The 20,307-nt window shown below is 71.8% G+C and carries 21 protein-coding genes; 1 reads left to right on the forward strand and 20 read right to left on the reverse strand.

What is annotated here, in order from left to right:
* Window positions 1–31 precede the first annotated feature (31 nt).
* The 9 genes from ACZ7HT_RS02330 to rpsB form a co-directional block, all read right to left on the reverse strand.
* On the reverse strand, window positions 32–1,054 hold the full coding sequence (locus tag ACZ7HT_RS02330; RefSeq protein WP_471158839.1) for an ABC transporter ATP-binding protein: 1,023 nt from the start codon (window positions 1,052–1,054) through the stop codon (window positions 32–34).
* Window positions 1,054–2,703, reverse strand: a complete 1,650-nt coding sequence (locus ACZ7HT_RS02335; protein ID WP_471159044.1) for an ABC transporter permease — start codon at window positions 2,701–2,703, stop codon at window positions 1,054–1,056. The genes ACZ7HT_RS02330 and ACZ7HT_RS02335 overlap by 1 nt, the downstream gene beginning before the upstream one ends.
* 68 nt (window positions 2,704–2,771) lie before the next feature.
* Window positions 2,772–3,866 carry a thiamine ABC transporter substrate-binding protein gene (locus ACZ7HT_RS02340; protein ID WP_471158841.1) on the reverse strand — a complete coding sequence of 365 codons (1,095 nt, stop codon included), beginning with the start codon at window positions 3,864–3,866 and terminating at the stop codon, window positions 2,772–2,774.
* 219 nt (window positions 3,867–4,085) lie between these two features.
* Complete coding sequence (gene rlmN / locus ACZ7HT_RS02345; protein WP_181924493.1) at window positions 4,086–5,198, reverse strand: dual-specificity RNA methyltransferase RlmN; 1,113 nt, start codon at window positions 5,196–5,198, stop codon at window positions 4,086–4,088.
* 172 nt (window positions 5,199–5,370) lie between these two features.
* Entirely contained in the window at window positions 5,371–6,477 is a 1,107-nt protein-coding gene (locus ACZ7HT_RS02350; protein WP_471158844.1) for a phosphatidate cytidylyltransferase, read from the reverse strand.
* Complete coding sequence (gene frr / locus ACZ7HT_RS02355; RefSeq protein WP_026057589.1) at window positions 6,477–7,034, reverse strand: ribosome recycling factor; 558 nt, start codon at window positions 7,032–7,034, stop codon at window positions 6,477–6,479. The genes ACZ7HT_RS02350 and frr overlap by 1 nt, the downstream gene beginning before the upstream one ends.
* 94 nt (window positions 7,035–7,128) lie before the next feature.
* Window positions 7,129–7,893 carry a UMP kinase gene (gene pyrH, locus ACZ7HT_RS02360; RefSeq protein WP_015036487.1) on the reverse strand — a complete coding sequence of 255 codons (765 nt, stop codon included), beginning with the start codon at window positions 7,891–7,893 and terminating at the stop codon, window positions 7,129–7,131.
* Window positions 7,894–8,056: 163 nt separating this feature from the next.
* The gene (gene tsf / locus ACZ7HT_RS02365) at window positions 8,057–8,893 is read right to left on the reverse strand and encodes a translation elongation factor Ts (RefSeq protein ID WP_471158846.1); all 837 of its coding nucleotides are present in this window, start codon (window positions 8,891–8,893) and stop codon (window positions 8,057–8,059) included.
* Between the two features lie 102 nt (window positions 8,894–8,995).
* On the reverse strand, window positions 8,996–9,877 hold the full coding sequence (gene rpsB, locus ACZ7HT_RS02370; RefSeq protein WP_471158848.1) for a 30S ribosomal protein S2: 882 nt from the start codon (window positions 9,875–9,877) through the stop codon (window positions 8,996–8,998).
* A gap of 254 nt (window positions 9,878–10,131) precedes the next feature.
* On the opposite strand from rpsB, the gene ACZ7HT_RS02375 reads away from it, so the two are divergent.
* A complete protein-coding gene (locus ACZ7HT_RS02375) occupies window positions 10,132–10,632 on the forward strand; it encodes a M23 family metallopeptidase (RefSeq protein WP_471158850.1) in 501 nt (166 codons plus the stop codon).
* Between the two features lie 94 nt (window positions 10,633–10,726).
* Here ACZ7HT_RS02375 and ACZ7HT_RS02380 read toward each other — a convergent pair whose 3' ends face one another.
* The 11 genes from ACZ7HT_RS02380 to lepB (ACZ7HT_RS02430) form a co-directional block, all read right to left on the reverse strand.
* Complete coding sequence (locus ACZ7HT_RS02380; protein WP_471159046.1) at window positions 10,727–11,287, reverse strand: TetR/AcrR family transcriptional regulator; 561 nt, start codon at window positions 11,285–11,287, stop codon at window positions 10,727–10,729.
* Between the two features lie 53 nt (window positions 11,288–11,340).
* Window positions 11,341–12,177 (reverse strand): RNA polymerase sigma factor WhiG, encoded by an 837-nt coding sequence (gene whiG / locus ACZ7HT_RS02385; protein ID WP_471158852.1) that lies wholly within the window; start codon window positions 12,175–12,177, stop codon window positions 11,341–11,343.
* Between the two features lie 251 nt (window positions 12,178–12,428).
* The gene (gene dprA / locus ACZ7HT_RS02390; RefSeq protein ID WP_471158854.1) at window positions 12,429–13,616 is read right to left on the reverse strand and encodes a DNA-processing protein DprA; all 1,188 of its coding nucleotides are present in this window, start codon (window positions 13,614–13,616) and stop codon (window positions 12,429–12,431) included.
* The gene (locus ACZ7HT_RS02395; RefSeq protein ID WP_471158856.1) at window positions 13,613–15,226 is read right to left on the reverse strand and encodes a YifB family Mg chelatase-like AAA ATPase; all 1,614 of its coding nucleotides are present in this window, start codon (window positions 15,224–15,226) and stop codon (window positions 13,613–13,615) included. The genes dprA and ACZ7HT_RS02395 overlap by 4 nt, the downstream gene beginning before the upstream one ends.
* On the reverse strand, window positions 15,226–15,591 hold the full coding sequence (locus ACZ7HT_RS02400; protein ID WP_471158858.1) for a YraN family protein: 366 nt from the start codon (window positions 15,589–15,591) through the stop codon (window positions 15,226–15,228). The genes ACZ7HT_RS02395 and ACZ7HT_RS02400 overlap by 1 nt, the downstream gene beginning before the upstream one ends.
* 131 nt (window positions 15,592–15,722) lie before the next feature.
* Window positions 15,723–16,031: a DUF2469 domain-containing protein gene (locus tag ACZ7HT_RS02405; protein WP_329098825.1), complete on the reverse strand. Its 309-nt coding sequence runs from the start codon at window positions 16,029–16,031 to the stop codon at window positions 15,723–15,725.
* A gap of 55 nt (window positions 16,032–16,086) precedes the next feature.
* A complete protein-coding gene (locus ACZ7HT_RS02410) occupies window positions 16,087–16,737 on the reverse strand; it encodes an NUDIX hydrolase (protein ID WP_471158861.1) in 651 nt (216 codons plus the stop codon).
* The gene (gene lepB, locus ACZ7HT_RS02415) at window positions 16,734–17,501 is read right to left on the reverse strand and encodes a signal peptidase I (protein WP_471158863.1); all 768 of its coding nucleotides are present in this window, start codon (window positions 17,499–17,501) and stop codon (window positions 16,734–16,736) included. The genes ACZ7HT_RS02410 and lepB (ACZ7HT_RS02415) overlap by 4 nt, the downstream gene beginning before the upstream one ends.
* Window positions 17,502–17,575: 74 nt before the next feature.
* On the reverse strand, window positions 17,576–18,511 hold the full coding sequence (gene lepB / locus ACZ7HT_RS02420; RefSeq protein WP_471159048.1) for a signal peptidase I: 936 nt from the start codon (window positions 18,509–18,511) through the stop codon (window positions 17,576–17,578).
* Window positions 18,480–19,457 carry a signal peptidase I gene (lepB, locus tag ACZ7HT_RS02425; protein ID WP_471158865.1) on the reverse strand — a complete coding sequence of 326 codons (978 nt, stop codon included), beginning with the start codon at window positions 19,455–19,457 and terminating at the stop codon, window positions 18,480–18,482. The genes lepB (ACZ7HT_RS02420) and lepB (ACZ7HT_RS02425) overlap by 32 nt, the downstream gene beginning before the upstream one ends.
* On the reverse strand, window positions 19,450–20,241 hold the full coding sequence (lepB, locus tag ACZ7HT_RS02430) for a signal peptidase I (RefSeq protein ID WP_471158867.1): 792 nt from the start codon (window positions 20,239–20,241) through the stop codon (window positions 19,450–19,452). The genes lepB (ACZ7HT_RS02425) and lepB (ACZ7HT_RS02430) overlap by 8 nt, the downstream gene beginning before the upstream one ends.
* Between the last annotated feature and the right edge of the window lie 66 nt (window positions 20,242–20,307).

The raw sequence follows: 20,307 nt of genomic DNA on the forward strand, positions 1-20,307 counted from the left end.
CCCCGGCGACGAAAACTCATCGCACCCCGCGCTACGGAGTGTCGTCCCCCAGCACCACCACGTCCTCCCCCCGGAACTCCACGCCCACCCGGGCGCCCTCCTCCGGCGCCTCCCGGAGCGGAAGCTCGGCCTCCAGATCGGGCCCCTCGGCCGGGCGGAGCCGAACGAGGACCTGGCTGCCCCGGAAGGTCCGGGACTCCACCGTCCAGGCCGGGCCCTCCTCCACGAGGCGCACCCCGGCGGGGCGGACGAGGAGCCGCCGCTCGCCCTCCGGCGAGCCGTCCGGGACCGGGACCTTCCCCCACACGGTCTGCGCGATCCCGCCCGTCACCCGCGCCGCCACCACGTTGTCGAAGCCGAGGAACCGGGCCACGAACTCCGACGCGGGCCGCGCCCACACGTCCGCCGGCGCACCCGACTGGGCGATCCGCCCGTCCCGCATGACCACGAGCCGGTCGGCGAGCGCGAAGGCCTCGCCCTGGTCGTGGGTGACGGCGAGGACCGTCGTCCCGAGCCGCCCGAAGAGCTGCCGCAGCTCCACGACGAGCCGCTCCCGCAGCCCCCGGTCGAGCTGGCCGAGCGGTTCGTCCAGCATGAGGAGCCGGGGCGAGGGCGCGAGGGCGCGGGCGAGCGCCACCCGCTGCTGCTCGCCGCCGGAGAGCGCGGCGACGGACCGCCGCTCGGCGCCGGGGAGTCCGACGAGGTCGAGCAGCTCCCGTACCCGCTCGGCCTGCTCCGCCTTCCGGGCGCCCCGCATGCGAAGACCGAAGGCGACGTTGCCGCCGACGTCCCGCTGCGGGAAGAGCTGGTGGTCCTGGAACATGAGACCGACGCCCCGCCGGTGCACCGGCACCCCGGCCTGGTCGGCGCCGCCCAGCAGCACCCGGCCCGCGTCCAGCGGCTGGAGTCCGGCGACGGCCCGCAGCAGCGTGGACTTGCCGCTGCCGCTGGGGCCGAGCACGCACACGATCTCGTGCTCGGCGACGTCCAGGTCCACGGCGTCGAGCACGGCCCGTTCCCCGAACCGTACGGTCGCGTCCTCGATCGACAGCATCAGAACTCCCCGGAGGTCCGGTCGGTGCGGAGCCGTTCGAGCAGCAGCAGGGACACCGCGCACACCACCATCAGAATCGTCGAGAGGGCCATGGCCTGGCCGTAGTTGAGCTCGCCGGGCCGGCCGAGCAGCCGGGCCACCGCGACCGGCAGCGTGGGATTGTCGGGCCTGGCGATGAACACGGTCGCCCCGAACTCGCCGAGCGACACCGCGAAGGCGAACCCGGCCGCGATGAGCAGCGCCCGCCGCACCATCGGCAGGTCCACCTCCCGCCAGGCCCGCCACGGCGAGGCGCCGAGCACGGCCGCCGCCTCCCGCAGCCGCTCGTCCACCGCGCGCAGGACCGGCAGCATCGTCCGTACGACGAAGGGGACGCCGACCAGGGCCTGCGCGAGGGGTACGAGGATCCAGCTGGCCCGCAGGTCGAGCGGCGGCTCGTCGAGCGTGATGAGGAAGCCGAAGCCGACGGTGACGGCGGAGACGCCGAGCGGCAGCATGAGCAGCGCGTCGAAGCCCCGTACGAGCCGCCCGGCCATGGGGGTCCCCCCGTTCGAGCGAAGCCGAGAATGGGGGAGGGTGAGGGCCGCCGCCGCGAGTCCGCCGATCAGCACCGCGAGGGCGGTGGCGGCCACCGCGTACCGCAGCGAGTTCCCGATCGCCTCCAGGGGTGGGACGAGGAAGGTCCCGGACGCGTCGAGCGAGCCGAGCGCCCGGTAGTAGCCGAGCCCGTACCCGTGCGGTCCGGCGAAGGAGCGCTCCACGAGCACGCCGAGCGGCAGCAGGATCAGCAGCGCCACGGACAGCAGCACGGCGGCGAGCAGCATCCACTGCCCGACGCCGCGCGGCCGGCGCGCGGTCCGCTCCGGCGCCACGAGCCGCAGGGCGGTCTCCCGCCGCCGTACGGCCCAGGCGTGCACGCCCAGGATCGCGCCGACGGCCGCGAACTGGACGAGGGTGAGGACCGCCGCCGTCGACAGGTCGAGCAGCCGGGCGGTCTGCCGGTAGATCTCGGACTCCAGGGTGGAGTACTGGTCCCCGCCGAGGATCTGCACGACGCCGAAGGAGGTGAAGGTGAAGAGGAAGACCATCAGGGCGGCCGCCGCCACCGACGGCACGAGCGCGGGCAGCGTCACCGTCCGCCAGGCCCGCCAGCGCGAGGCGCCGAGGACCCGGGCGGCCTCCTCCTGGCGCGGGTCGAGCTGCGACCAGAGGCCGCCGACGGTCCTCACGACGACCGCGTAGTTGAAGAAGACGTGCGCGAGGAGGATCGCCCACACGCTGGTGTCGAGCCGCAGCCCCCACAGCTCGTCGGTGAGCCCGTTCCGGCCGACGAGCGCCAGGAACGCCGTGCCGACGAGGACGGTCGGCAGCACGAACGGCACCGTGACGACGGCCCGCAGCACGCGCTTGCCGGGGAACTCGAAGCGGGCGAAGACGTACGCCCCGGGCAGCGCGACCAGGAGGGTGAGCCCGGTGGAGGCGAGCGCCTGCCACACGGTGAAGCCGAGCACGTCGAGGATGTCCGGCCGGCTCAGCGTCTCGCCGATCCGGCCGAACCGCCAGGCGCCGTCGGGCCGCAGCCCCCGGTCCACGATGGACACGACGGGCCAGGCGAAGAAGACCCCGAAGAACGCGACGGGCAGGGCCATGAGCCCGAGCCGCGTCGCGTCCCCCTTGAGGTCGCGCCTCACGCCGGGACGCGCTCCCTCGGGACGCGCTACTTCAGGACGAGCGACGACCACTGCTGGATCCACGGGTCACGCTTCTCGGCGATCTTCTCGGGCGCCATGGTCTCCGGCTTGGCGATCACCACACCGTGCTTGGTGAACAGCTCCGGCAGGGCCGCGTCCTTCGCCACCGGGTTGACGAACATCTGGAGCGGCATGTCCTCCTGGAACTTCTTGGAGATCAGGAAGTCGATCAGCGCCTTGCCGCCCTCGGGGTTCTTCGCGCCGTTCAGCAGGCCGGCGAACTCGACCTGCCGGAAGCAGGTGCCGGTGGAGACGCCGGTGGGCGCCACCTTCGGCTGCGGCTCGCCGTACAGCACCTCGACCGGCGGGCTGGAGGCGTACGACACGACCAGCGGCCGGTCGCCCTTGGCCTGCTTGCCGCCGGCCGAGCCGGAGAACTCCTGGTTGTAGGCGAGCTCCCAGCTGTCGACGGTCTTCACACCGTTGGCCTTGAGCTTCTTCCAGTAGTCCTGCCAGCCGTCGTCGCCGTACTTCGCGGCCGTGCCGAGCAGGAAGCCGAGGCCCGGGGAGGACAGCTCGGGGTTCTCCACGACGAGCAGGTTCTTGTACTCCGGCTTCGCCAGGTCGTCGAAGGTGACCGGCGGCGCCAGCTTCTTGTCCGCGAAGTACTTCTTGTCGTAGTTGACGCAGATGTCGCCGGAGTCGATCGGGGTGACCCGGTGCTCCTTGTCGAGCTGGTACGTCGCCGGGACCCGGTCCAGGCCCTTCGCCTCGTACGGGACGAAGATCCCGTTGTCGAGGGCGCGGGAGAGGAGCGTGTTGTCGACGCCGAAGAAGACGTCACCCTGCGGGGAGCCCTTGGTCAGGATCTCCTTGTTGACGGCCTCGCCGGCGTCGCCGCTCTTCAGCACCTTGACCGTGAAGCCGGTCTGCTTGGTGAAGTCCGCGAGGACTTCCTTGGAGGCGTTGAACGAGTCGTGGCTCACCAGCGTCACCGTCTTCGGCGCGGGCTGGTCGGTCTTGCCCGCCGCGCCCCGGACGTCGTCGGTGCCGCACGCGGCGAGGCTGGTGACGCCGAACGCCGCGACGAGCGCGACGGCGGCGGCCTTCTTGATGCTCACTGGATTCCTCCTGGGTATGACCAGGAAGAGACGCGGCCCTGCCCACGACCGGCGGACCGGTCGCGGGCAGGGCGCAACAGCTTGAGTTACGACCGAACTTCCTACCCAGAATGACCTGGGCGAGGTTCAGAGGGTCTGCGGTCTACGGTTACCGCACTCTCAGCGCTGTGGCGCTCCCCTGTCGGAATATGGAGATGTGTTCGAGCTCAGACTACAAGGTCAGCGCTCGGCGGCCGCGAGCTGTCCACAGGCACCGTCGATCTCCTGACCGCGGGTGTCCCGCACGGTCACCGGCACTCCGTGGCGGGCGATCGCCTCGACGAAGGCCTTCTCGTCCTCGGGGCGGGACGCCGTCCACTTCGATCCGGGCGTCGGGTTCAGCGGAATGAGGTTGACGTGCACCCGCTTGCCCTTGAGGAGGCGGCCGAGCAGGTCACCACGCCAGGCCTGGTCGTTGATGTCCCGGATGAGGGCGTACTCGATGGAGATCCGGCGGCCGGACTTCTCCGCGTACTCCCAGGCGGCGTCGAGGACCTCGCGGACCTTCCAGCGCGTGTTGACGGGCACGAGGGTGTCGCGGAGCTCGTCGTCCGGCGCGTGCAGCGAGACGGCGAGACGGCACTTGAAGCCCTCGTCGGCGAAGCGCAGCATCGCGGGCACGAGGCCGACGGTCGAGACGGTGATGCCGCGCTGCGAGAGCCCGAGGCCGTCCGGCTCGGGGTCGGTGAGCCGCCGGATGGCTCCGACGACCCGCTTGTAGTTCGCGAGCGGCTCGCCCATGCCCATGAAGACGATGTTGGAGAGCCGCGCCGGTCCCCCGGGCACCTCCCCGTCCCGCAGCGAACGCATGCCGTCCACGATCTGGTGCACGATCTCGGCGGTCGACAGGTTCCGGTCGAGGCCCGCCTGCCCGGTCGCGCAGAACGGGCAGTTCATCCCGCAGCCGGCCTGCGAGGAGATGCACATGGTCACCCGGTCCGGGTAGCGCATGAGCACCGACTCCACGAGCGTGCCGTCGTGCAGCTTCCACAGGGTCTTACGGGTGGTGTCGTCGTCGCACGAGATGTGCCGCACCACGGACATCAGGTCGGGCAGCAGCTCCCCGGCCAGCTTCTCCCGCGAGGCGGCCGGGATGTCGGTCCACTCGGCGGGGTCGTGCGCGTACCGCGCGAAGTAGTGCGTCGACAGCTGCTTGGCGCGGAAGGGCTTCTCGCCGATCGCGGCGACGGCCTCCTTCCGCTCGGCGGGCGAGAGGTCGGCGAGGTGCCGCGGCGGCTTCTTGGCTCCGCGGGGGGCGACGAAAGTGAGTTCTCCGGGCACTGGACGGGCCACGATCGGGTGTCTCCTCAGACGGCACGAGGTCTGGGATCCCCGCGGCGGCGGGGAGGGCGGCATCACGATGCCGAAGCCAGGAGACCTCACGGGACCGTCCCCGCAGCGGCGGGGACGACGGAAGGGCCCGCAGCACACGTGCCACGAGCCCTTCCAGAGTACCCGCTGTCCGTCAACCCGTTCCGACGAACAGGGCGAGCAGCAGCCACACCACCGGTGCCGTCGGCAGCAGCGAGTCAAGCCGGTCCATGATGCCGCCGTGGCCCGGCAGCAGCGTGCCCATGTCCTTGATGCCGAGGTCGCGCTTGATCATGGACTCGCCGAGGTCGCCGAGCGTCGCGCTCGCCGCCACCGCGAGACCGAGGATCAGGCCCTGCCACCAGGCACCGTCGTCGATCATGAACTGCATGCACAGCGCGCCCGCCCCCATCGCGAACGTCACCGCGCCGACCAGGCCCTCGCGGGTCTTGCCGGGGCTGATCCGCGGGGCCAGCTTGTGCTTGCCGAAGCGCCAGCCGACCGCGTACGCCCCGGTGTCGCTCACGACCGTGAGGATCAGGAACGTCAGCACCCGCTGCGCCCCGTCGTCCGCGGTCAGCAGCATCGCCACGAAGGTCGCGAGGAACGGCACGTAGAACGCGGCGAAGACCCCCGCCGTGACGTCCTTCAGATAGCCCTCGGGCGGCTCCGTCATCCGCCAGACGAGCACCGCGAGCGCCGTGAGGGCCATCGCCACCCAGGCGCCCTCGGCGCCGCGGACGTAGCCGGCGACGACCATCGCCGCGCCGCCGACCGCGAGCGGCACCAGCGGAGCCTTGATCGCCTTGCGCTCCTGGAGGCGGGAGGTGAGCTCCCACAGGCCGACGACCACGGCGACCGCTATCACTCCGACGAACGCCGGCTTCCAGATGAACAGCGACGCGATGATGACGGCACCGAGACCGACCCCGACCCCTATGGCCGCGCCCAGGTCACGGCCCGCGCTCTTCTTCTGCCGGGGCGCCGACGACGGCGCGGACGGCGGAGGCGGGGTGGGGCTGGACATGGGCTCCTGCGGGTGCTCGTGCGGCGTCTCGTCACGGAACAGGGGACCGCTCGGGTGAGCGGCCCCCCGGCCGTGACCGTCCTGGAATCCGCCGGCGGGAACGTCGGGCACGATGGGCATGGGCCGAGTCTGCGCCGCCTGCTGCCGATCGTATGCGGGACCCGCCGGGGCAGGCCCCTGGTCGGGTCCCCCGTAGCCGGAACCGGCCGGGGCCCCCCAGGAAGAGTCGTTCATCAGACCTCGAGCAGCTCGGCTTCCTTGTGCTTGAGCAGCTCGTCCACCTGCGCGACGTACTTCGCGGTGGTGTCGTCGAGCTCCTTCTCGGCGCGGCGGCCCTCGTCCTCGCCGACCTCGCCGTCCTTGACGAGCTTGTCGATGGTCTCCTTGGCCTTGCGGCGCACCGAGCGGATCGAGATCTTCGAGTCCTCGGCCTTGCCCTTGGCGACCTTGATGTACTCCCGGCGGCGCTCCTCGGTCAGCTCGGGGAACACCACGCGGATGATGTTGCCGTCGTTGCTCGGGTTGACGCCGAGGTCCGAGTCGCGGATGGCCTGCTCGATGTTGCGCAGCGCGCTCTTGTCGAACGGGGTCACCACGGCCATGCGCGGCTCCGGCACCGAGAAGGACGCCAGCTGGTTGATGGGCGTGATGGCGCCGTAGTAGTCAGCCACGATCTTGTTGAACATCGCCGGGTGCGCACGGCCGGTGCGGATCGCGGCGAAGTCCTCCTTGGCGACCACGACGGCCTTCTCCATCTTCTCCTCGGCCTCGAGGAGGGTCTCTTCGATCACCACTTGCTCCTGCGTGTCGTCGCGTTGTGTCCTGCACGGTGTACGACCGGCAGGGCTCTGTCCATCCCCTTGCGGGGCGGTTCCCCGGTTCGGGTCAGGCCCGGGTGCCCTGGTCGCTCACGAGCGTGCCGATCTTCTCACCCTTCACCGCGCGAGCGATATTGCCCTCGGTGAGCAGTTCGAAGACGAGGATCGGGAGGTTGTTGTCCCGGCACAGGGTGATGGCGGTGGCGTCGGCGACCTTGAGGTCGCGGGAGATCACCTCGCCGTACTCGAGGGCGTCGAACTTGACCGCGTCGGGGTTGGCCTTCGGGTCGGAGTCGTAGACGCCGTCCACGCCGTTCTTGCCCATCAGCAGGGCCTCGGCGTCGATCTCCAGGGCACGCTGGGCGGCGGTGGTGTCCGTGGAGAAGTACGGCATGCCCATGCCCGCACCGAAGATGACCACGCGGCCCTTCTCCAGGTGGCGCACGGCGCGCAGCGGGATGTACGGCTCGGCGACCTGGCCCATGGTGATGGCGGTCTGGACGCGGGAGTCGATGCCCTCCTTCTCCAGGAAGTCCTGGAGCGCGAGGCAGTTCATCACGGTGCCGAGCATGCCCATGTAGTCGGAACGGGCCCGGTCCATGCCGCGCTGCTGGAGCTCGGCGCCACGGAAGAAGTTGCCGCCGCCGATCACGATCGCGATCTCCGCGCCGTCGCGGACGACGGCCGCGATCTCACGCGCGATGGCGTGCACGACGTCGGGGTCGACGCCCAGGCCGGTACCGCCGGAGAAGGCTTCTCCGGACAGCTTCAGCATGTAGCGGCCGGCCTTCTTGCCGTTGTTGTCGTCGCCCTGTACGGCGCCCTGATTCATGGAGATCTCCTCGTGCACATACGAAGGAGGCCATTGCCTTGGGTCCTCTCGGTATCCCGTACGGCAATGGCCTCCTCGTCAGATCTGCGGTCGTCCTGCGCGTGCGCGGACGACTGCCTCAGACCCTACCGGGGTCCGGTGTCCGTCGCGTTCGCGTACGGACTCAGATGCCGACCTTGATGCGCGTGAAGCGCTTCAGGGTGACACCGGCCTCGTCCAGGACCTTCTGGACGGACTTCTTGTTGTCCAGGGCGTACGGCTGGCCGAGCAGCGTGGCGTCCTTGAAGAAGCCGTTGACGCGACCCTCGACGATCTTGGCGATCGCGGCCTCGGGCTTGCCCTCGGCGCGGGTGGTCTCCTCGGCGATGCGACGCTCGGACTCGACGACCTCGGCCGGAACGTCTTCCTTGGTGAGGTACTTCGGCGCGAAGGCGGCGATGTGCTGGGCGATGCCCTTGGCGACGTCGGCGTCGGCCTTGTCGAACTCGACGAGGACACCGATCTGCGGCGGCAGGTCGGGCATCGTGCGGTGCATGTACGCGTAGACGAAGCCGTCGGCGTACTGCGCGAAGCGGTCGAGGACGATCTTCTCGCCGAGGTTGGCGTTGGCCTCGTCGACGAACGCCTGCACGGTCTTGCCGGCCTCGATCTCGGAGGCGAGCAGCGCCTCCAGGTCGGCCGGGGCGGTGGCGGCGACGTGCTCGGCCAGCTGGGCGGCGACGGCCTGGAACTTGTCACCCTTGGCGACGAAGTCCGTCTCGCACTTCAGCTCGACGAGGACGCCGGAGGTGTTGTCGTCGGCGATGAGGGAGACCACGGCGCCGTTCTCGGCAGAGCGGCCCTCGCGCTTGGCGACGCCCTTCTGGCCCTTGATACGGAGCGCCTCGACGGCCTTGTCGACGTTGCCGTCGGCCTCGTCCAGGGCCTTCTTGCAGTCCATCATGCCGGCGCCGGTGAGCTCGCGGAGCTTCTTGACGTCAGCGGCGGTGTAGTTCGCCATGAGTCTGTTTCTCTCTCGAAGTCTGAAAGATCGGGCGGGTCCACGGGTGGACGGCGGGGGCCTTGTGAGCCCCCGCCGTCGTCACCCGAAGGTCCTGGAGGGTCAGGCCTGCTCGGCGTCCGCGGCCGGAGCCTCGGCGGCGGGGGCCTCAGCGGCCGGAGCCTCGGCGGCCGGAGCGTCGGCGGCCGGGGCCTCCTCAGCCTTCTTCTCACCCTCGAGCAGGTCGCGCTCCCACTCGGCGAGCGGCTCGCCCTGGGCCTTCTCGCCCGGCTTCGAGTCGCCGGTCGCGGCGCCGGAGCGGGCGATGAGGCCCTCGGCGACGGCGTCGGCGATCACGCGGGTGAGCAGGGTGACGGAGCGGATCGCGTCGTCGTTGCCCGGGATCTTGTAGTCGACCTCGTCGGGGTCGCAGTTGGTGTCGAGGATCGCGACGACCGGGATGTGGAGCTTGCGCGCCTCACCGACGGCGATGTGCTCCTTCTTGGTGTCGACGATCCAGACGGCGCTCGGCACCTTCTGCATCTCGCGGATACCACCGAGGGTCTTCTCCAGCTTGGCCTTCTCGCGGGAGAGGACCAGGAGCTCCTTCTTGGTGAGACCCGAGGCGGCGACGTCCTCGAAGTCGATCTGCTCGAGCTCCTTGAGGCGCTGCAGACGCTTGTAGACGGTGGAGAAGTTGGTGAGCATGCCACCGAGCCAACGCTGGTTGACGTACGGCATGCCGACACGCGTCGCCTGCTCGGCGATGGCCTCCTGGGCCTGCTTCTTCGTACCGACGAACATGATGGAGCCGCCGTGCGCGACGGTCTCCTTGACGAACTCGTAGGCGCGGTCGATGTACGACAGCGACTGGAGCAGGTCGATGATGTAGATGCCGTTGCGCTCGGTGAAGATGAAGCGCTTCATCTTCGGGTTCCAGCGACGGGTCTGGTGACCGAAGTGGACGCCGCTCTCCAGCAGCTCCCGCATCGTGACGACGGCCATGGCCATCTCCTTGGTTTTCTCGGTTGTGTTCCTGACGCCCCGGCGCGCCGTGCCACGAAGGACCGAAAGGCGCTGCCACCCGCCTCGAAGAGCAGGTGGCGGGGCGTGCGAAGTCGACCCGGTGACCCGGGTCGCCATAGGAAGTGTACGGGACCCCGGGAGCGCCGGGTGACGGTGCCGTCCACAACCGGGCGGTCGTCCACAGATTCCGCCGCCACCGGCCACGGCGGCCGACGGGCGGGCAGCCTGCCGTCATGCACCTCTACGCGATCAGCCTGCTCCTGGCCCTGGCCACTGCGGTGTGGCCGGTGGGCCCGCCCCGCCCCGAGATCCTCCGCGGCTGGCGGCCTCCGCCCGGGCCGTACGCCGCCGGTCACCGCGGCGTCGACCTCGCCGCGCCCCCGGGCACCCCGGTGCTCGCCCCGGCCGCGGGCACGGTGACCTTCGCGGGCCCGGTGGGCGGGGTCGGCGTGCTCACGCTGACGCTGACGGGTCCCGGGGCGGACCGGGGCGGGCCACCGCTCCGGACCACCTACGGGCCGGTGGAGCCGCTCGTCCCGAAGGGGACGGCGGTGCGGGCCGGGGAGGTCGTCGCGCGCGCGGCCCCGGGCGGTCACTGCGCGCGGGCGTGTGTGCACTGGGGGCTGCTGCGGGGCGAGACGTATCTGAATCCCCTGCGGCTGCTCGGCGCGGGAGGGTCGCGGCTGCTGCCGGTGAGCGGAGGGCGATTTCGGATGCGGAGCTCAAGCGGCTGACGCCCACGCGGCGACGACCGCCGGCTCGTACGGGCGAGCTACGAGCAGCTGGGCGCGGCCTGAGGAGCACGCCCTGGCGTGGGCGCACGGGGCGTCAGACGCCGCGGATGCCGCCCAGGCCCATGGAGACCGCCGCGTCGGCGATGGTGCCCGGGTCCTCGGCGGCGCCGAGTTCGAGGCGGCGGACGGCGGCGTCGACGACGCCCTGGAGGAGCATGGCTTCGAGGCGGGGCTGCGGGCGGCCGAGGGCCGTGAGGGCGGCGACGATCATGGTGACGAGACCGCCGTGGGCCGCACGGATCTTCTCGCGGGCGCCGTCGTCCAGCTCGCTCGCGGAGATGGCGACGACGGCGCGGTGACGGCGGTCGCCGACCAGTTCCAGCTGGGTGCGGACGTACGCCTCGACCTTGCCCTCGGCGGTGTCGGCCGCGGCCATGGCGGCCTCGACCTCGGCGGCCCAGACGGGGAAGTCGACGGCGCACAGCTCTTCGACGACGGCGGCGCGCGACCGGAAGTACTCGTAGACCGACGAGCGGGCCAGGCCCGTGCGCTCGGCGAGGGCGGGGAAGGTCAGCACCTCCGTACCCCCCTCGGAGAGCAGGGAACGCGCGGCGTCCAGGAGGGCGCCGCGCTGCATCGTCCGGTGCTCGGCCACCGAGGCCGCTCGAATCCTGGGCACGGCACCACTGTACGACCGGCCCGCAAGGGTCAGCGGCCGACGTCGGCCAGCTTGGCGCGGAGCTGGAGGACGGACTTGGTGTGGATCTGGCTGACGCGGCTCTCGGTGACGCCGAGGACGTGGCCGATCTCGGCGAGGGTCAGGCCCTCGTAGTAGTAGAGCGTGACGACGGTCTTCTCCCGCTCGGGGAGCGTGTTGATGGCGCGGGCGAGCAGCCGGCGCAGCTCGCGGTCCTCGGCGACCTCGACGGGGTTGTCGGCGGCGGTGTCCTCGAGGGTGTCCATGAGGGAGAGCCGGTCGCCGCCCTCGCCTCCGACGTGCAGCAGCTCTTCCAGGGCGACCACGTTCGCCAGGGACAACTGGCTGAAGACCCCGTGCAGTTCCTCCAGGGTGATGTCCATCTCCGCGGCGACCTCGCTCTCGGAGGGCGTCCGGCGGAGCTGGGCTTCGAGGGTGGCGTAGGCGCGCTCGACGTTGCGGGCCTTCTGGCGCACGGAGCGGGGGATCCAGTCCAGGGCGCGGAGTTCGTCGATCATGGCGCCGCGGATGCGGGTGATGGCGTACGTCTCGAACTTGATCGCCCGCTCGACGTCGAACTTCTCGATGGCGTCGATGAGGCCGAAGACGCCGGAGGAGACGAAGTCGGCCTGCTCCACGTTGGACGGCAGCCCCACGCTGACCCGTCCGGCCACGTACTTGACGAGCGGCGAGTAGTGCAGGATCAGCTGCTCCCGCAGCCGCTCGTCGCCGGTGTCCTTGTACGAGCGCCACAGCTCGTCGAGTGAGGTCGGTGCGGCAGGTCGCACGGTGCCCCGGGCTGCTGGGGGCACCGCAGCGCGGTCAGACCCGGAGGTGTGCTGGGGCATGCGTTGCCTTGAGCCGTTCTGCTGTCGGGTGCGTCGGAGTGGGTGTCCTGGTGGGTGTCCTGGCGGGAATCCTCGTGAGCGTAGCGTGAGTGCGCTGTCGCGGTGCGCGAACGTCGGCGGATCGCGCCGCTCCGGGTGGACGCCGTCGACCACGTCTTCGAACCGGGGCCGCGGCGCGTGTCGGCCCCTCGGACGCGGCCGAGAGAACTCGGTTGTTCATCGGCTTCACCCTTTCACCCGAATGCTCCAGGTCAAGTACCGCCTCGCCGCGCGTTCGACGCTTCTGTCGCGGTGTTCGTCAACCTCCAGCCCACCCCGTGCCGCTCGACGAAGCCGAGCGAGTGGAGTTCGTACAGCTTGGCGAGGGTGTCGTCGGGGGTGGTTCCGGCGCGGCGGGCGATGACGGTGGTGGGGGTGGGGCCGCGGGCGGGGAGCGCTTCGAGGATGTGCGCGGTGGCGGGGGCGAGGAGGTCGCGGGGCAGGACGGGCCCCCGGCGGGCCGGGGCGAGCCGGCCGATCTCGCCGATGAGCTCGATGATCTCGTCGGCGTCGGTGACGAGGGTGGCGTCGCCGCGCAGGAGTTCGTGCACGCCGGCGGAGAGTGCGCTGGTCACGGGTCCTGGAACGCCCATGGTGTGGCGGCCGAGCCGGGCGGCGGCGCGGGCGGTGACGAGGGAGCCGCTGCGGTGCTGGGCCTCGACGACGACCGTTCCTCTGGTGAGGGCGGCGATGACGCGGTTGCGGAGGATGAAGCGGCTGGGTGTGGGATGGCTGTCGGGTGGCAACTCGCCGACGACGAGGCCCTGTTCCGCGACGCGCCGGATGAGCCGGTCGTGGCCGCGGGGGTAGGGGGTGTCGACCCCGCAGGCGAGGACGGCGACGGTGGCGCCGTCGGCGGCGAGGGCGCCCCGGTGGGCGGCGCCGTCGATGCCGTAGGCGGCTCCGGAGACGACGACCCAGCCCTGTCGGCTGAGGGCGGCGGCGAGGTCGGCGGCGGTGTGGGCGCCGTACGGGGTGCAGGCGCGGGCGCCGACGAGGGCGACGGAGCGCAGGGCCCAGGTGCGCAGGTCGGCGGGGCCTCTCACCCAGAGTCCGATCGGACGGGCGTCACCGAGGTCGTCGAGTTGACGTGGCCATTCGGTGTCGCCGGGGACGAGGAAGCGGCCGCCGAGGCGCTGGACGGTGTCGAGGTCGTCGCCGGGGCGGGCGGCGGTGGCGCGTTGCCGCCAGGAGGCGACGCGTGTGGCTCCGGTGCCGGGGAAGGGGGAGGTGTCGTCCCCGGTGCGCCCGGTGTGGAGGAGGCGGTCGAGGAAGCCGGTGGCGCCGTACTGGCGGAGCCAGCGGCCGGCGTGTTCGTCGCCGGGCTCGACGGCGCGGCTGAGGGTGGCGCGTGCCAGGCGCTCGTCCGTCGGGGCGGTCGGGGCGGGCGTGGTGGTCATGCGGGCTCCCCCGCTCCGACGGGCACGCCGCGGGCGACGCCGGTGCGCAGTTCGAGGGCGAGGCCGATGTCCTGGTGGTCGGGCCGGTCGTGTCCGTTCAGGTCGGCCACGGTCCAGGCGACGCGGAGCACACGGTCGAGGCCTCGGGCGGTGAGCAGTCCGCGCTCGACGTCGCGTTCGGCGTCGGCGAGGGCTCCGGGTGCGGCGAGGTGGCGGGTGCGGAGCTCGTGTCCGGGGATCTCGCTGTTCACCCTCCAGGGGGTGCCGTCGAGGCGCGCGGCGGCCCTGGCTCTGGCTTCGTGGACCCGGGCGGCGACGGCGGCGGTGGTCTCGCCCCGGCCGCCCTGTCCGAGGAGGTCGGCGCGGGTGACGGGTTCGACCTCGACGCGGAGGTCGACGCGGTCGAGCAGGGGTCCGGAGAGCCGTGCCTGGTAGCGGCGGATCACGGAGGCGGGGCATTCGCAGCCGGCGCCGTACAGCGTGTGGCGGCCGCAGGGGCAGGGGTTGGCGGCGAGGGCGAGGAGGAAGCGGGCGGGGAGGCGCACGACGCCGGCGGCGCGGGCGATGACGACGTGCCCGGATTCGAGGGGCTGGCGGAGGGCGTCGAGGGCCTTGCCGGAGAACTCCGGGGCCTCGTCCAGGAACAGGACCCCTCGGTGGGCCAGGGAGACGGCGCCGGGCCTGGGGAGGCCGTTCCCGCCGCCGACGAGGGACTGCATGGTGGCGGAGTGGTGGGGTGCGCAGTAGGGGGCGCGGCGGACGAGGGGTTCGCCGGGCGGGAGGATCCCGGCGACGGAGTGGACGGCGGTGACCTCCAGGGATTCCTTGCGGGTGAGGGGCGGGAGGATGCCGGGCAGGCGCTCGGCGAGCATGGTCTTGCCCGCGCCCGGCGGGCCGGAGAGGAGCAGGTGGTGGCTGCCCGCGGCGGCGACCTCCAGGGCCAGGCGGGCCCGGTGCTGGCCGGCGACGTCGGCGAGGTCGGGGCCTTCGCCGGCGTCGGCCGCGAGTCCGCTGCTGATGCCGGCGCCGGGGACGAGGAGTCCGGCGAGCATGGCGTCGGGCCGGCCTTGCTCGCAGGGTTCCTCGTCGGGGACGGGTTCGTCGGTGAGGACGGCGATCAGCTGGCGGAGCGTGCGGACGCCGAGGACGGAGACCCCGGGGACGAGCGAGGCCTCTCCGGCGGTCTGTTCGGGGACGACGACCTGGCTGTATCCGGCTTCGGCGGCGGCGAGCACGGCGGGCAGGACACCGCGGACGGGCCGGACGCGCCCGTCGAGGCCGAGTTCTCCGATGAGGACGAGGTCGGCGATGGTGCGCGGGTCGATCCGCTCGGCGGCGCCGAGGACCGCGGCCGCGACGGCCAGGTCGAATCCGCTGCCGCCCTTCGGGACGGAGGCCGGGCTGAGGCCGACGGTCAGCTTCTTCTGGGGCCATTCGGCGCCGGAGTTGACGACGGCGGCGCGGACCCGGTCGCGGCTCTCGCTGAGGCTCTTGTCGGGGAGGCCGACGAGGGTGAAGGCGGCGACGCCCGGTTCGAGGTCGGCCTGGACCTCGACGACGACGCCTTCGACGCCGACGAGGGCGACGGAGCAGGTGCGGGCGAATCCCATCAGGCCACCCCCTGGGCGTGGGTGAGGACGGGGGCGCCCTTGCGCGGCAGGACGATGCCGACGACGTCGATGCGGACGCCGCCGGCGGGGGCCGGGGTGTCGTTGCGGTCGAGCCAGCAGGCGGCGAGGCGGCGGAGCCGCTCGGCCTTGCGGGGTGTGACGGCGGCCATCGGGTGCTCGTAGGCGCCGTCGCGGCGGGTCTTGACCTCGCAGATGACGAGGGTGTCGCCGTCGCGGGCGACGATGTCGATCTCGCCGGCCCGGCCGCAGCGCCAGTTGCGGGCGAGGATGTGCATGCCGGTCGCGGTGAGCCGGCGGGTCGCCAGCTCCTCCCCGTACCGTCCGAGTGCTTGGGTCTTGTTCATGCGGTACCACCTCCGTCACCGACTGTGACGGAGTGCGGCGGACCGCGTGCGGCGCTGTGGACGGCCGGGAGGCTGTGGAGAACGCCGTCACCCCTGAGGGTGATTTCCCCGGGTGCGGCGAGGGAGCGGCGTCAGCTGCCGGGGAGTTCGAGGTCGCTCTTGTTGAGCTCCTCGATGTTCACGTCCTTGAAGGTCAGGACCCGGACCTTCTTGACGAACCTGGCGGGCCTGTACATGTCCCAGACCCAGGCGTCGGCCATGCTGACCTCGAAGAACACCTCGCCCTGCACCGAGTGCACCTGCATCTCGTAGTCGTTGGTGAGGTAGAAGCGACGCTCGGTCTCGATCACGTATTTGAACAGCCCGACGACGTCGCGGTACTCCCGGTAGAGCTTCAGCTCCATCTCGGTCTCGTACTTCTCGAGGTCCTCGGCGCTCATGGCATGTTCCCCTTCAGCCGTGCGTCCCCCTATTGTGCGCCAGTCGTACGCGTCCCTAAACGATTTCCGGGGCGAGAACCACCGGTGCACTCGGAGGTCCCTCGTCGAGCAGCGTGCGCAGCAGCTCGGCGAGCCTGGTCGGGTACACCGTCTCATGGGCCGCCGACAGTTCGGCGGAGGTCCACCATCTCAGTCCCGAGAGACTGCGGGTCTCCAGCTCCGTGAGGTGCTGCGGCCGGGGCGCGGCCCCGGTCGCGCGGGTGCGGGCCAGGTAGTACCACTCGTCCTGGTCGTAGCGGCGCCCGTCGAAGGGGAAGGAGCAGTACCGCTTCCAGAGCACGGGGCCGAGCTCGACCTCGGTGATGCCGGTCTCCTCCGCGAGCTCGCGGAGCGCCGCCTCCTCCCGGGTCTCGTCGCCCTCCAGGCCGCCGCCGGGGGTGAACCACCAGGTGTCGTCGGGGTCCTCGGGCTCGAAGCCGTGCAGGAGCAGGACCCGGTCGTCGGGGTCGAGCAGCACGACCCGCGCGACCCGCCGCCGCACGGTCCCGTGACCCGTCACCGAGCCCGAACCCGCCCCGAGCCCGGAACCCGAGTCCGCCCCGAGCCCAGGGCCCGGCCCCGAGCCCGAGTCCGCCCCGGTCCCGGCACCCAGGTCCGGTGCGGGCTCGGCGCCCGGTGCGAGGCCCGCAGCGCCTGTGTCCGTCATGCCCCCACCTTCTCCCTCGCGCCCGGCCGCGGCCCCTCGGACGGGCGGCGGGTCAGGCGGCTCGCCACCGGGCCGTACGCGGACCCCAGGACGATCAGCGCGGTGCCGGCCGCGATCATCGTGAGGAGCGCGTTGAACGGCCCCGGTCGCGAGCTGCCGCCCGGGAGTCCGGCGAAGCCCGTGGCGGGCTCCAGAAGGCCCTTGGCGGGCCACACGACGGCGTCGACCCGGCCGACGACCATGGAGCGGGACACGGAGCCCTGCCCGGCGTCCTCCAGGTGCGTACGGGAGTCGAGCGAGACGATCCGGTCGTCGCCCAGGAGGAAGAGGCTGTCCTTGGGGACGGTCACGGAGAACTCCTGGCCCGAGGCGACGGTCCGGCCGTCGGGCCCGGGGTGCAGGTACGGCTCGACGACGGGCGTGCCGTTCACGGTGAGCCGCCCGTCGCGGTCGCAGCAGGCGACGGTGTCGCCGCCGATGCCGGCGACCCGCTTGACCATGGGCGAGGCGCCCCAGAGGGGGTCCTTGAAGACGACCACGTCACCGCGCCGCACCTCGTCGCCGTCGATCCGCTCGGCGAGGATCTTGGACCCGACGTCGATGGTCGGGGTCATGGAGTCGGTGGGGACGGTGAACGGCTGGTAGAGCACGGCTCCCCAGACGAAGCCGCCGAGGAAGAGCACACAGCCGACGGCCACGGCCAGCCCCGACAGCACGCTGCCGAGGCGGCCGCGGCCGCCCTTGGTCCTCATGGTCCCGCTCATGTGCGCACCCCGCAGGTCTGTCGGCGGACCGCAGGTCTCTCGACGGCCCGGGACGGCACCCTACCCGCGGGTCGCTACTCGGCGGTATGCCCCACGGCCTGCCTCTTCCGGCGCCACAGCACCAGCGGGAGCGCTCCGGCGAGCCCGGCCGCCCCGAGGGGGGCGGCGCCCAGGGCCTTGTTGAGCGCGGGCTGGTCGAAGACGTCGGGCACGGGGAGCGTGGCCCAGCGGGTGACCGGCCAGGCGATCACGACGGCGCGGCCCACGACCTCGTCGTTGGAGACGGTGCCGCCGCCGGGGAGCTGCTGGTGGAAGCGGGAGTCCAGGGAGTTCTGGCGGTTGTCGCCCATGACCCAGATGCGGCCCTGGGGGACCTTGATCGGGCCGAAGGAGTCCTGGCAGGGCACCGCGCCGGGGGCGAGGTACGCGCTCTCGTCGAGCGCCACGCCGTTGAGGACGACCTTGCCGCCCTCCTTGCAGGAGACGGTGTCGCCGCCGACCGCGATGACGCGCTTGATGAGGTCCTTCTCCTCGGCGGACGGCATGAGGCCGATGAAGCTGAGGAACTTCTGCACGACGTTCGGCTTGGGGGTCTCCTGGCCCTCCAGCCAGCCGCCCGGGTCGTGGAAGACGACGACCTCGCCGCGCTCGGGCTCGGAGCCGAACCACGGGGTCAGTTTGTCGACGAGTACCCGGTCGCCCTTCTGCAGGGTGTTCATCATCGATTCCGAGGGGATCGAGAACGCCTGCACCAGGAAGGTCTTGATCAGCAGGGCGAGCACCAGCGCGATGCCGATGAGGAGGGGCAGCTCCTTCCAGAAGGAGCGGGGCTTCTTCGGGCCCCTGGCGGGTCCGCCCACCGCTTCGTCGCCGCCCTCGCCCGGCGTACCGCCGCCCGGCGGCTGCGCCTGCTCGTCACCCGTCACGTCGTCACCCGTCGTGTCATCGGCGAAGGCCCCTCCGGCCTTCTTGTCGGGCTCATCGTGTCCGGATCGTGCGCCGACGGCCAAATCCCCCACATCCACTCCTCAGTCTCTGCGAACGCCCGCCCCGGGTCAGGGACAGGCCCACCACTCCCATAACGAGCAGAAGTTCCGCAGGGGTCGGGAGCCCGGGCAATCCGTTCAGAATGCGCGGGGACACACTATGCGACAGACCTGACGCGGTCGCGGAACCCGCACCTGCGTGGGGGACGGCGGAGAAGGTGTCCCGCTGCTCCAGGGTGCGCCAGTGCCCGAAGGGCCAGGCGATCACCACGGCCCGCCCGACGACCTGCTCCTCGGAGACGGTGCCGTGCCCCTCCTCGCCGAGGTGGAAACGGGAGTCGGCCGAGTCGGAGCGGTGGTCTCCCATGACGAAGATGCGGCCCTCGGGGACCTTCACCTCGAAGGGGATCTTCGACGGCGGATTCCCGGGATGCAGGTACGGCTCGTCCAGCGGCACGCCGTTGACGCTGATCCGCCCGTCCTTGCCGCAGCAGCGGACGGTGTCCCCGCCGACGGCGACGACCCGCTTGATCAGGTCCCGGTCGTCGGCCGAGGGGAGCAGGCCGATGAAGGTCAGGGCCTGCTTGGCCTGCTTGATGCCGATCGGGGCGTCGGCGGCCGGAGTCGTCTCCTGCTGGAGCCAGGTGCCGGGGTCCTTGAAGACGACGACGTCGCCGCGCTCGGGACGGGCGCCGAACCAGGGCGTGAGCTTGTCGACGAGGACCCGGTCGGAGATCTGGATCGTCTGCTCCATGGAGCCGGACGGGATGACGAAGGCCTGGAGCAGGAAGGTCTTGAGGACGAGCGCGATGAGCACGGCCACCGTGACCAGGATCGGGATCTCCCGGAGCGCGGAGCGCTGGCGGCGCCGCTTGACCTTGCGGGCGAGCCTGCGGCGCTCGGCCCGGCCGGGCGGGGCGGCGGCGGGGCTCTGCCCCGACCCGCCGGGTGCGCGGCCCCGGCTACCCATGGGGTCCCGCTCCGTGTCCGCCGGCCGGTGGGGCCGGTACGGCGTGGAACGCGTCGGTGCCGGGCACGGTGGACCAGCGGCCGAAGGGCCAGGCGATCCAGTCGGCGCGGCCGACGACCTTGTCGACGGGGACCATGCCGCCGCCCGCGTTGCCCAGGTGGTCGCGGGAGTCGCTGGACTGGCTGCGGTGGTCGCCCATGACCCAGAGCCGGTCCTGCGGGACGACGATGTCGAAGGGCACGCTGGACGGCTGGTCGCCCAGCATCACGTACCGCTCCTGGACGGGGACGCCGTTCACGGTGAGCCGGCCGTCCTTGTCGCAGCAGACGACCCGGTCGCCGCCGACGCCGACGACCCGCTTCACGAAGTCGGTCTCGTCGGGCTCGGCGAGACCGAGCGCGGCCGCCCCGTCGTGCAGGAGCCCGGTGACCGGATTTCCGCGGGGCTGTTCGTCGACGAAGGAGCCGGTGCCGTCGAAGACGACGACGTCACCTCGCGCGGGCTCGTTGCCGAAACGGTACGCCAGCTTGTTCACGAGGATCCGGTCGCCGACCTGGAGCGTGGGCTCCATGGAGCCGCTGGGGATCAGGAACGGCTGGATGACGAAGTGGCTCAGGAGCAGCAGGAAGGTCACGCAGGCGCCGCCCACGAGGGCGGTGCGCCGCCAGGAGGGGCCGCGCCCCGAGTCGTCGGAAACGCGCGCGGAGCGCGACCCTTCCTCCGTTCCGGACGAATCCGTGTGGGAAGAGGGGTCGCGCTCCGTGTGCTGTGCTTCGGTGTCCATCGCTGGCAGAGCCTATCCGGCCTGTCCGTGCGGGGAGTCGGAAGCGTGGGGCGTGCCGGGAGCCGG

This window comes from Streptomyces sp. NPDC037410, from assembly GCF_055602235.1.

What these genes read in the sequence shown, in the direction of transcription:
- ACZ7HT_RS02410 (WP_471158861.1), bottom strand. Translation starts at nt 16,737, where the DNA reads ATGACGGACACAGGCGCTGCGGGCCTCGCACCGGGCGCCGAGCCCGCA.
- lepB (WP_471158865.1), bottom strand. Translation starts at nt 19,457, where the DNA reads ATGGGTAGCCGGGGCCGCGCACCCGGCGGGTCGGGGCAGAGCCCCGCC.
- whiG (WP_471158852.1), bottom strand. Translation starts at nt 12,177, where the DNA reads ATGCCCCAGCACACCTCCGGGTCTGACCGCGCTGCGGTGCCCCCAGCA.
- tsf (WP_471158846.1), bottom strand. Translation starts at nt 8,893, where the DNA reads ATGGCGAACTACACCGCCGCTGACGTCAAGAAGCTCCGCGAGCTCACC.
- ACZ7HT_RS02405 (WP_329098825.1), bottom strand. Translation starts at nt 16,031, where the DNA reads ATGAGCGCCGAGGACCTCGAGAAGTACGAGACCGAGATGGAGCTGAAG.
- dprA (WP_471158854.1), bottom strand. Translation starts at nt 13,616, where the DNA reads ATGACCACCACGCCCGCCCCGACCGCCCCGACGGACGAGCGCCTGGCA.
- ACZ7HT_RS02335 (WP_471159044.1), bottom strand. Translation starts at nt 2,703, where the DNA reads ATGGCCCTGCCCGTCGCGTTCTTCGGGGTCTTCTTCGCCTGGCCCGTC.
- lepB (WP_471158863.1), bottom strand. Translation starts at nt 17,501, where the DNA reads ATGAGCGGGACCATGAGGACCAAGGGCGGCCGCGGCCGCCTCGGCAGC.
- ACZ7HT_RS02395 (WP_471158856.1), bottom strand. Translation starts at nt 15,226, where the DNA reads ATGGGATTCGCCCGCACCTGCTCCGTCGCCCTCGTCGGCGTCGAAGGC.
- lepB (WP_471158867.1), bottom strand. Translation starts at nt 20,241, where the DNA reads ATGGACACCGAAGCACAGCACACGGAGCGCGACCCCTCTTCCCACACG.
- pyrH (WP_015036487.1), bottom strand. Translation starts at nt 7,893, where the DNA reads ATGAATCAGGGCGCCGTACAGGGCGACGACAACAACGGCAAGAAGGCC.
- ACZ7HT_RS02400 (WP_471158858.1), bottom strand. Translation starts at nt 15,591, where the DNA reads ATGAACAAGACCCAAGCACTCGGACGGTACGGGGAGGAGCTGGCGACC.
- rpsB (WP_471158848.1), bottom strand. Translation starts at nt 9,877, where the DNA reads ATGGCCGTCGTCACGATGCGGGAGCTGCTGGAGAGCGGCGTCCACTTC.
- ACZ7HT_RS02330 (WP_471158839.1), bottom strand. Translation starts at nt 1,054, where the DNA reads ATGCTGTCGATCGAGGACGCGACCGTACGGTTCGGGGAACGGGCCGTG.
- ACZ7HT_RS02375 (WP_471158850.1), top strand. Translation starts at nt 10,132, where the DNA reads ATGCACCTCTACGCGATCAGCCTGCTCCTGGCCCTGGCCACTGCGGTG.
- ACZ7HT_RS02350 (WP_471158844.1), bottom strand. Translation starts at nt 6,477, where the DNA reads ATGAACGACTCTTCCTGGGGGGCCCCGGCCGGTTCCGGCTACGGGGGA.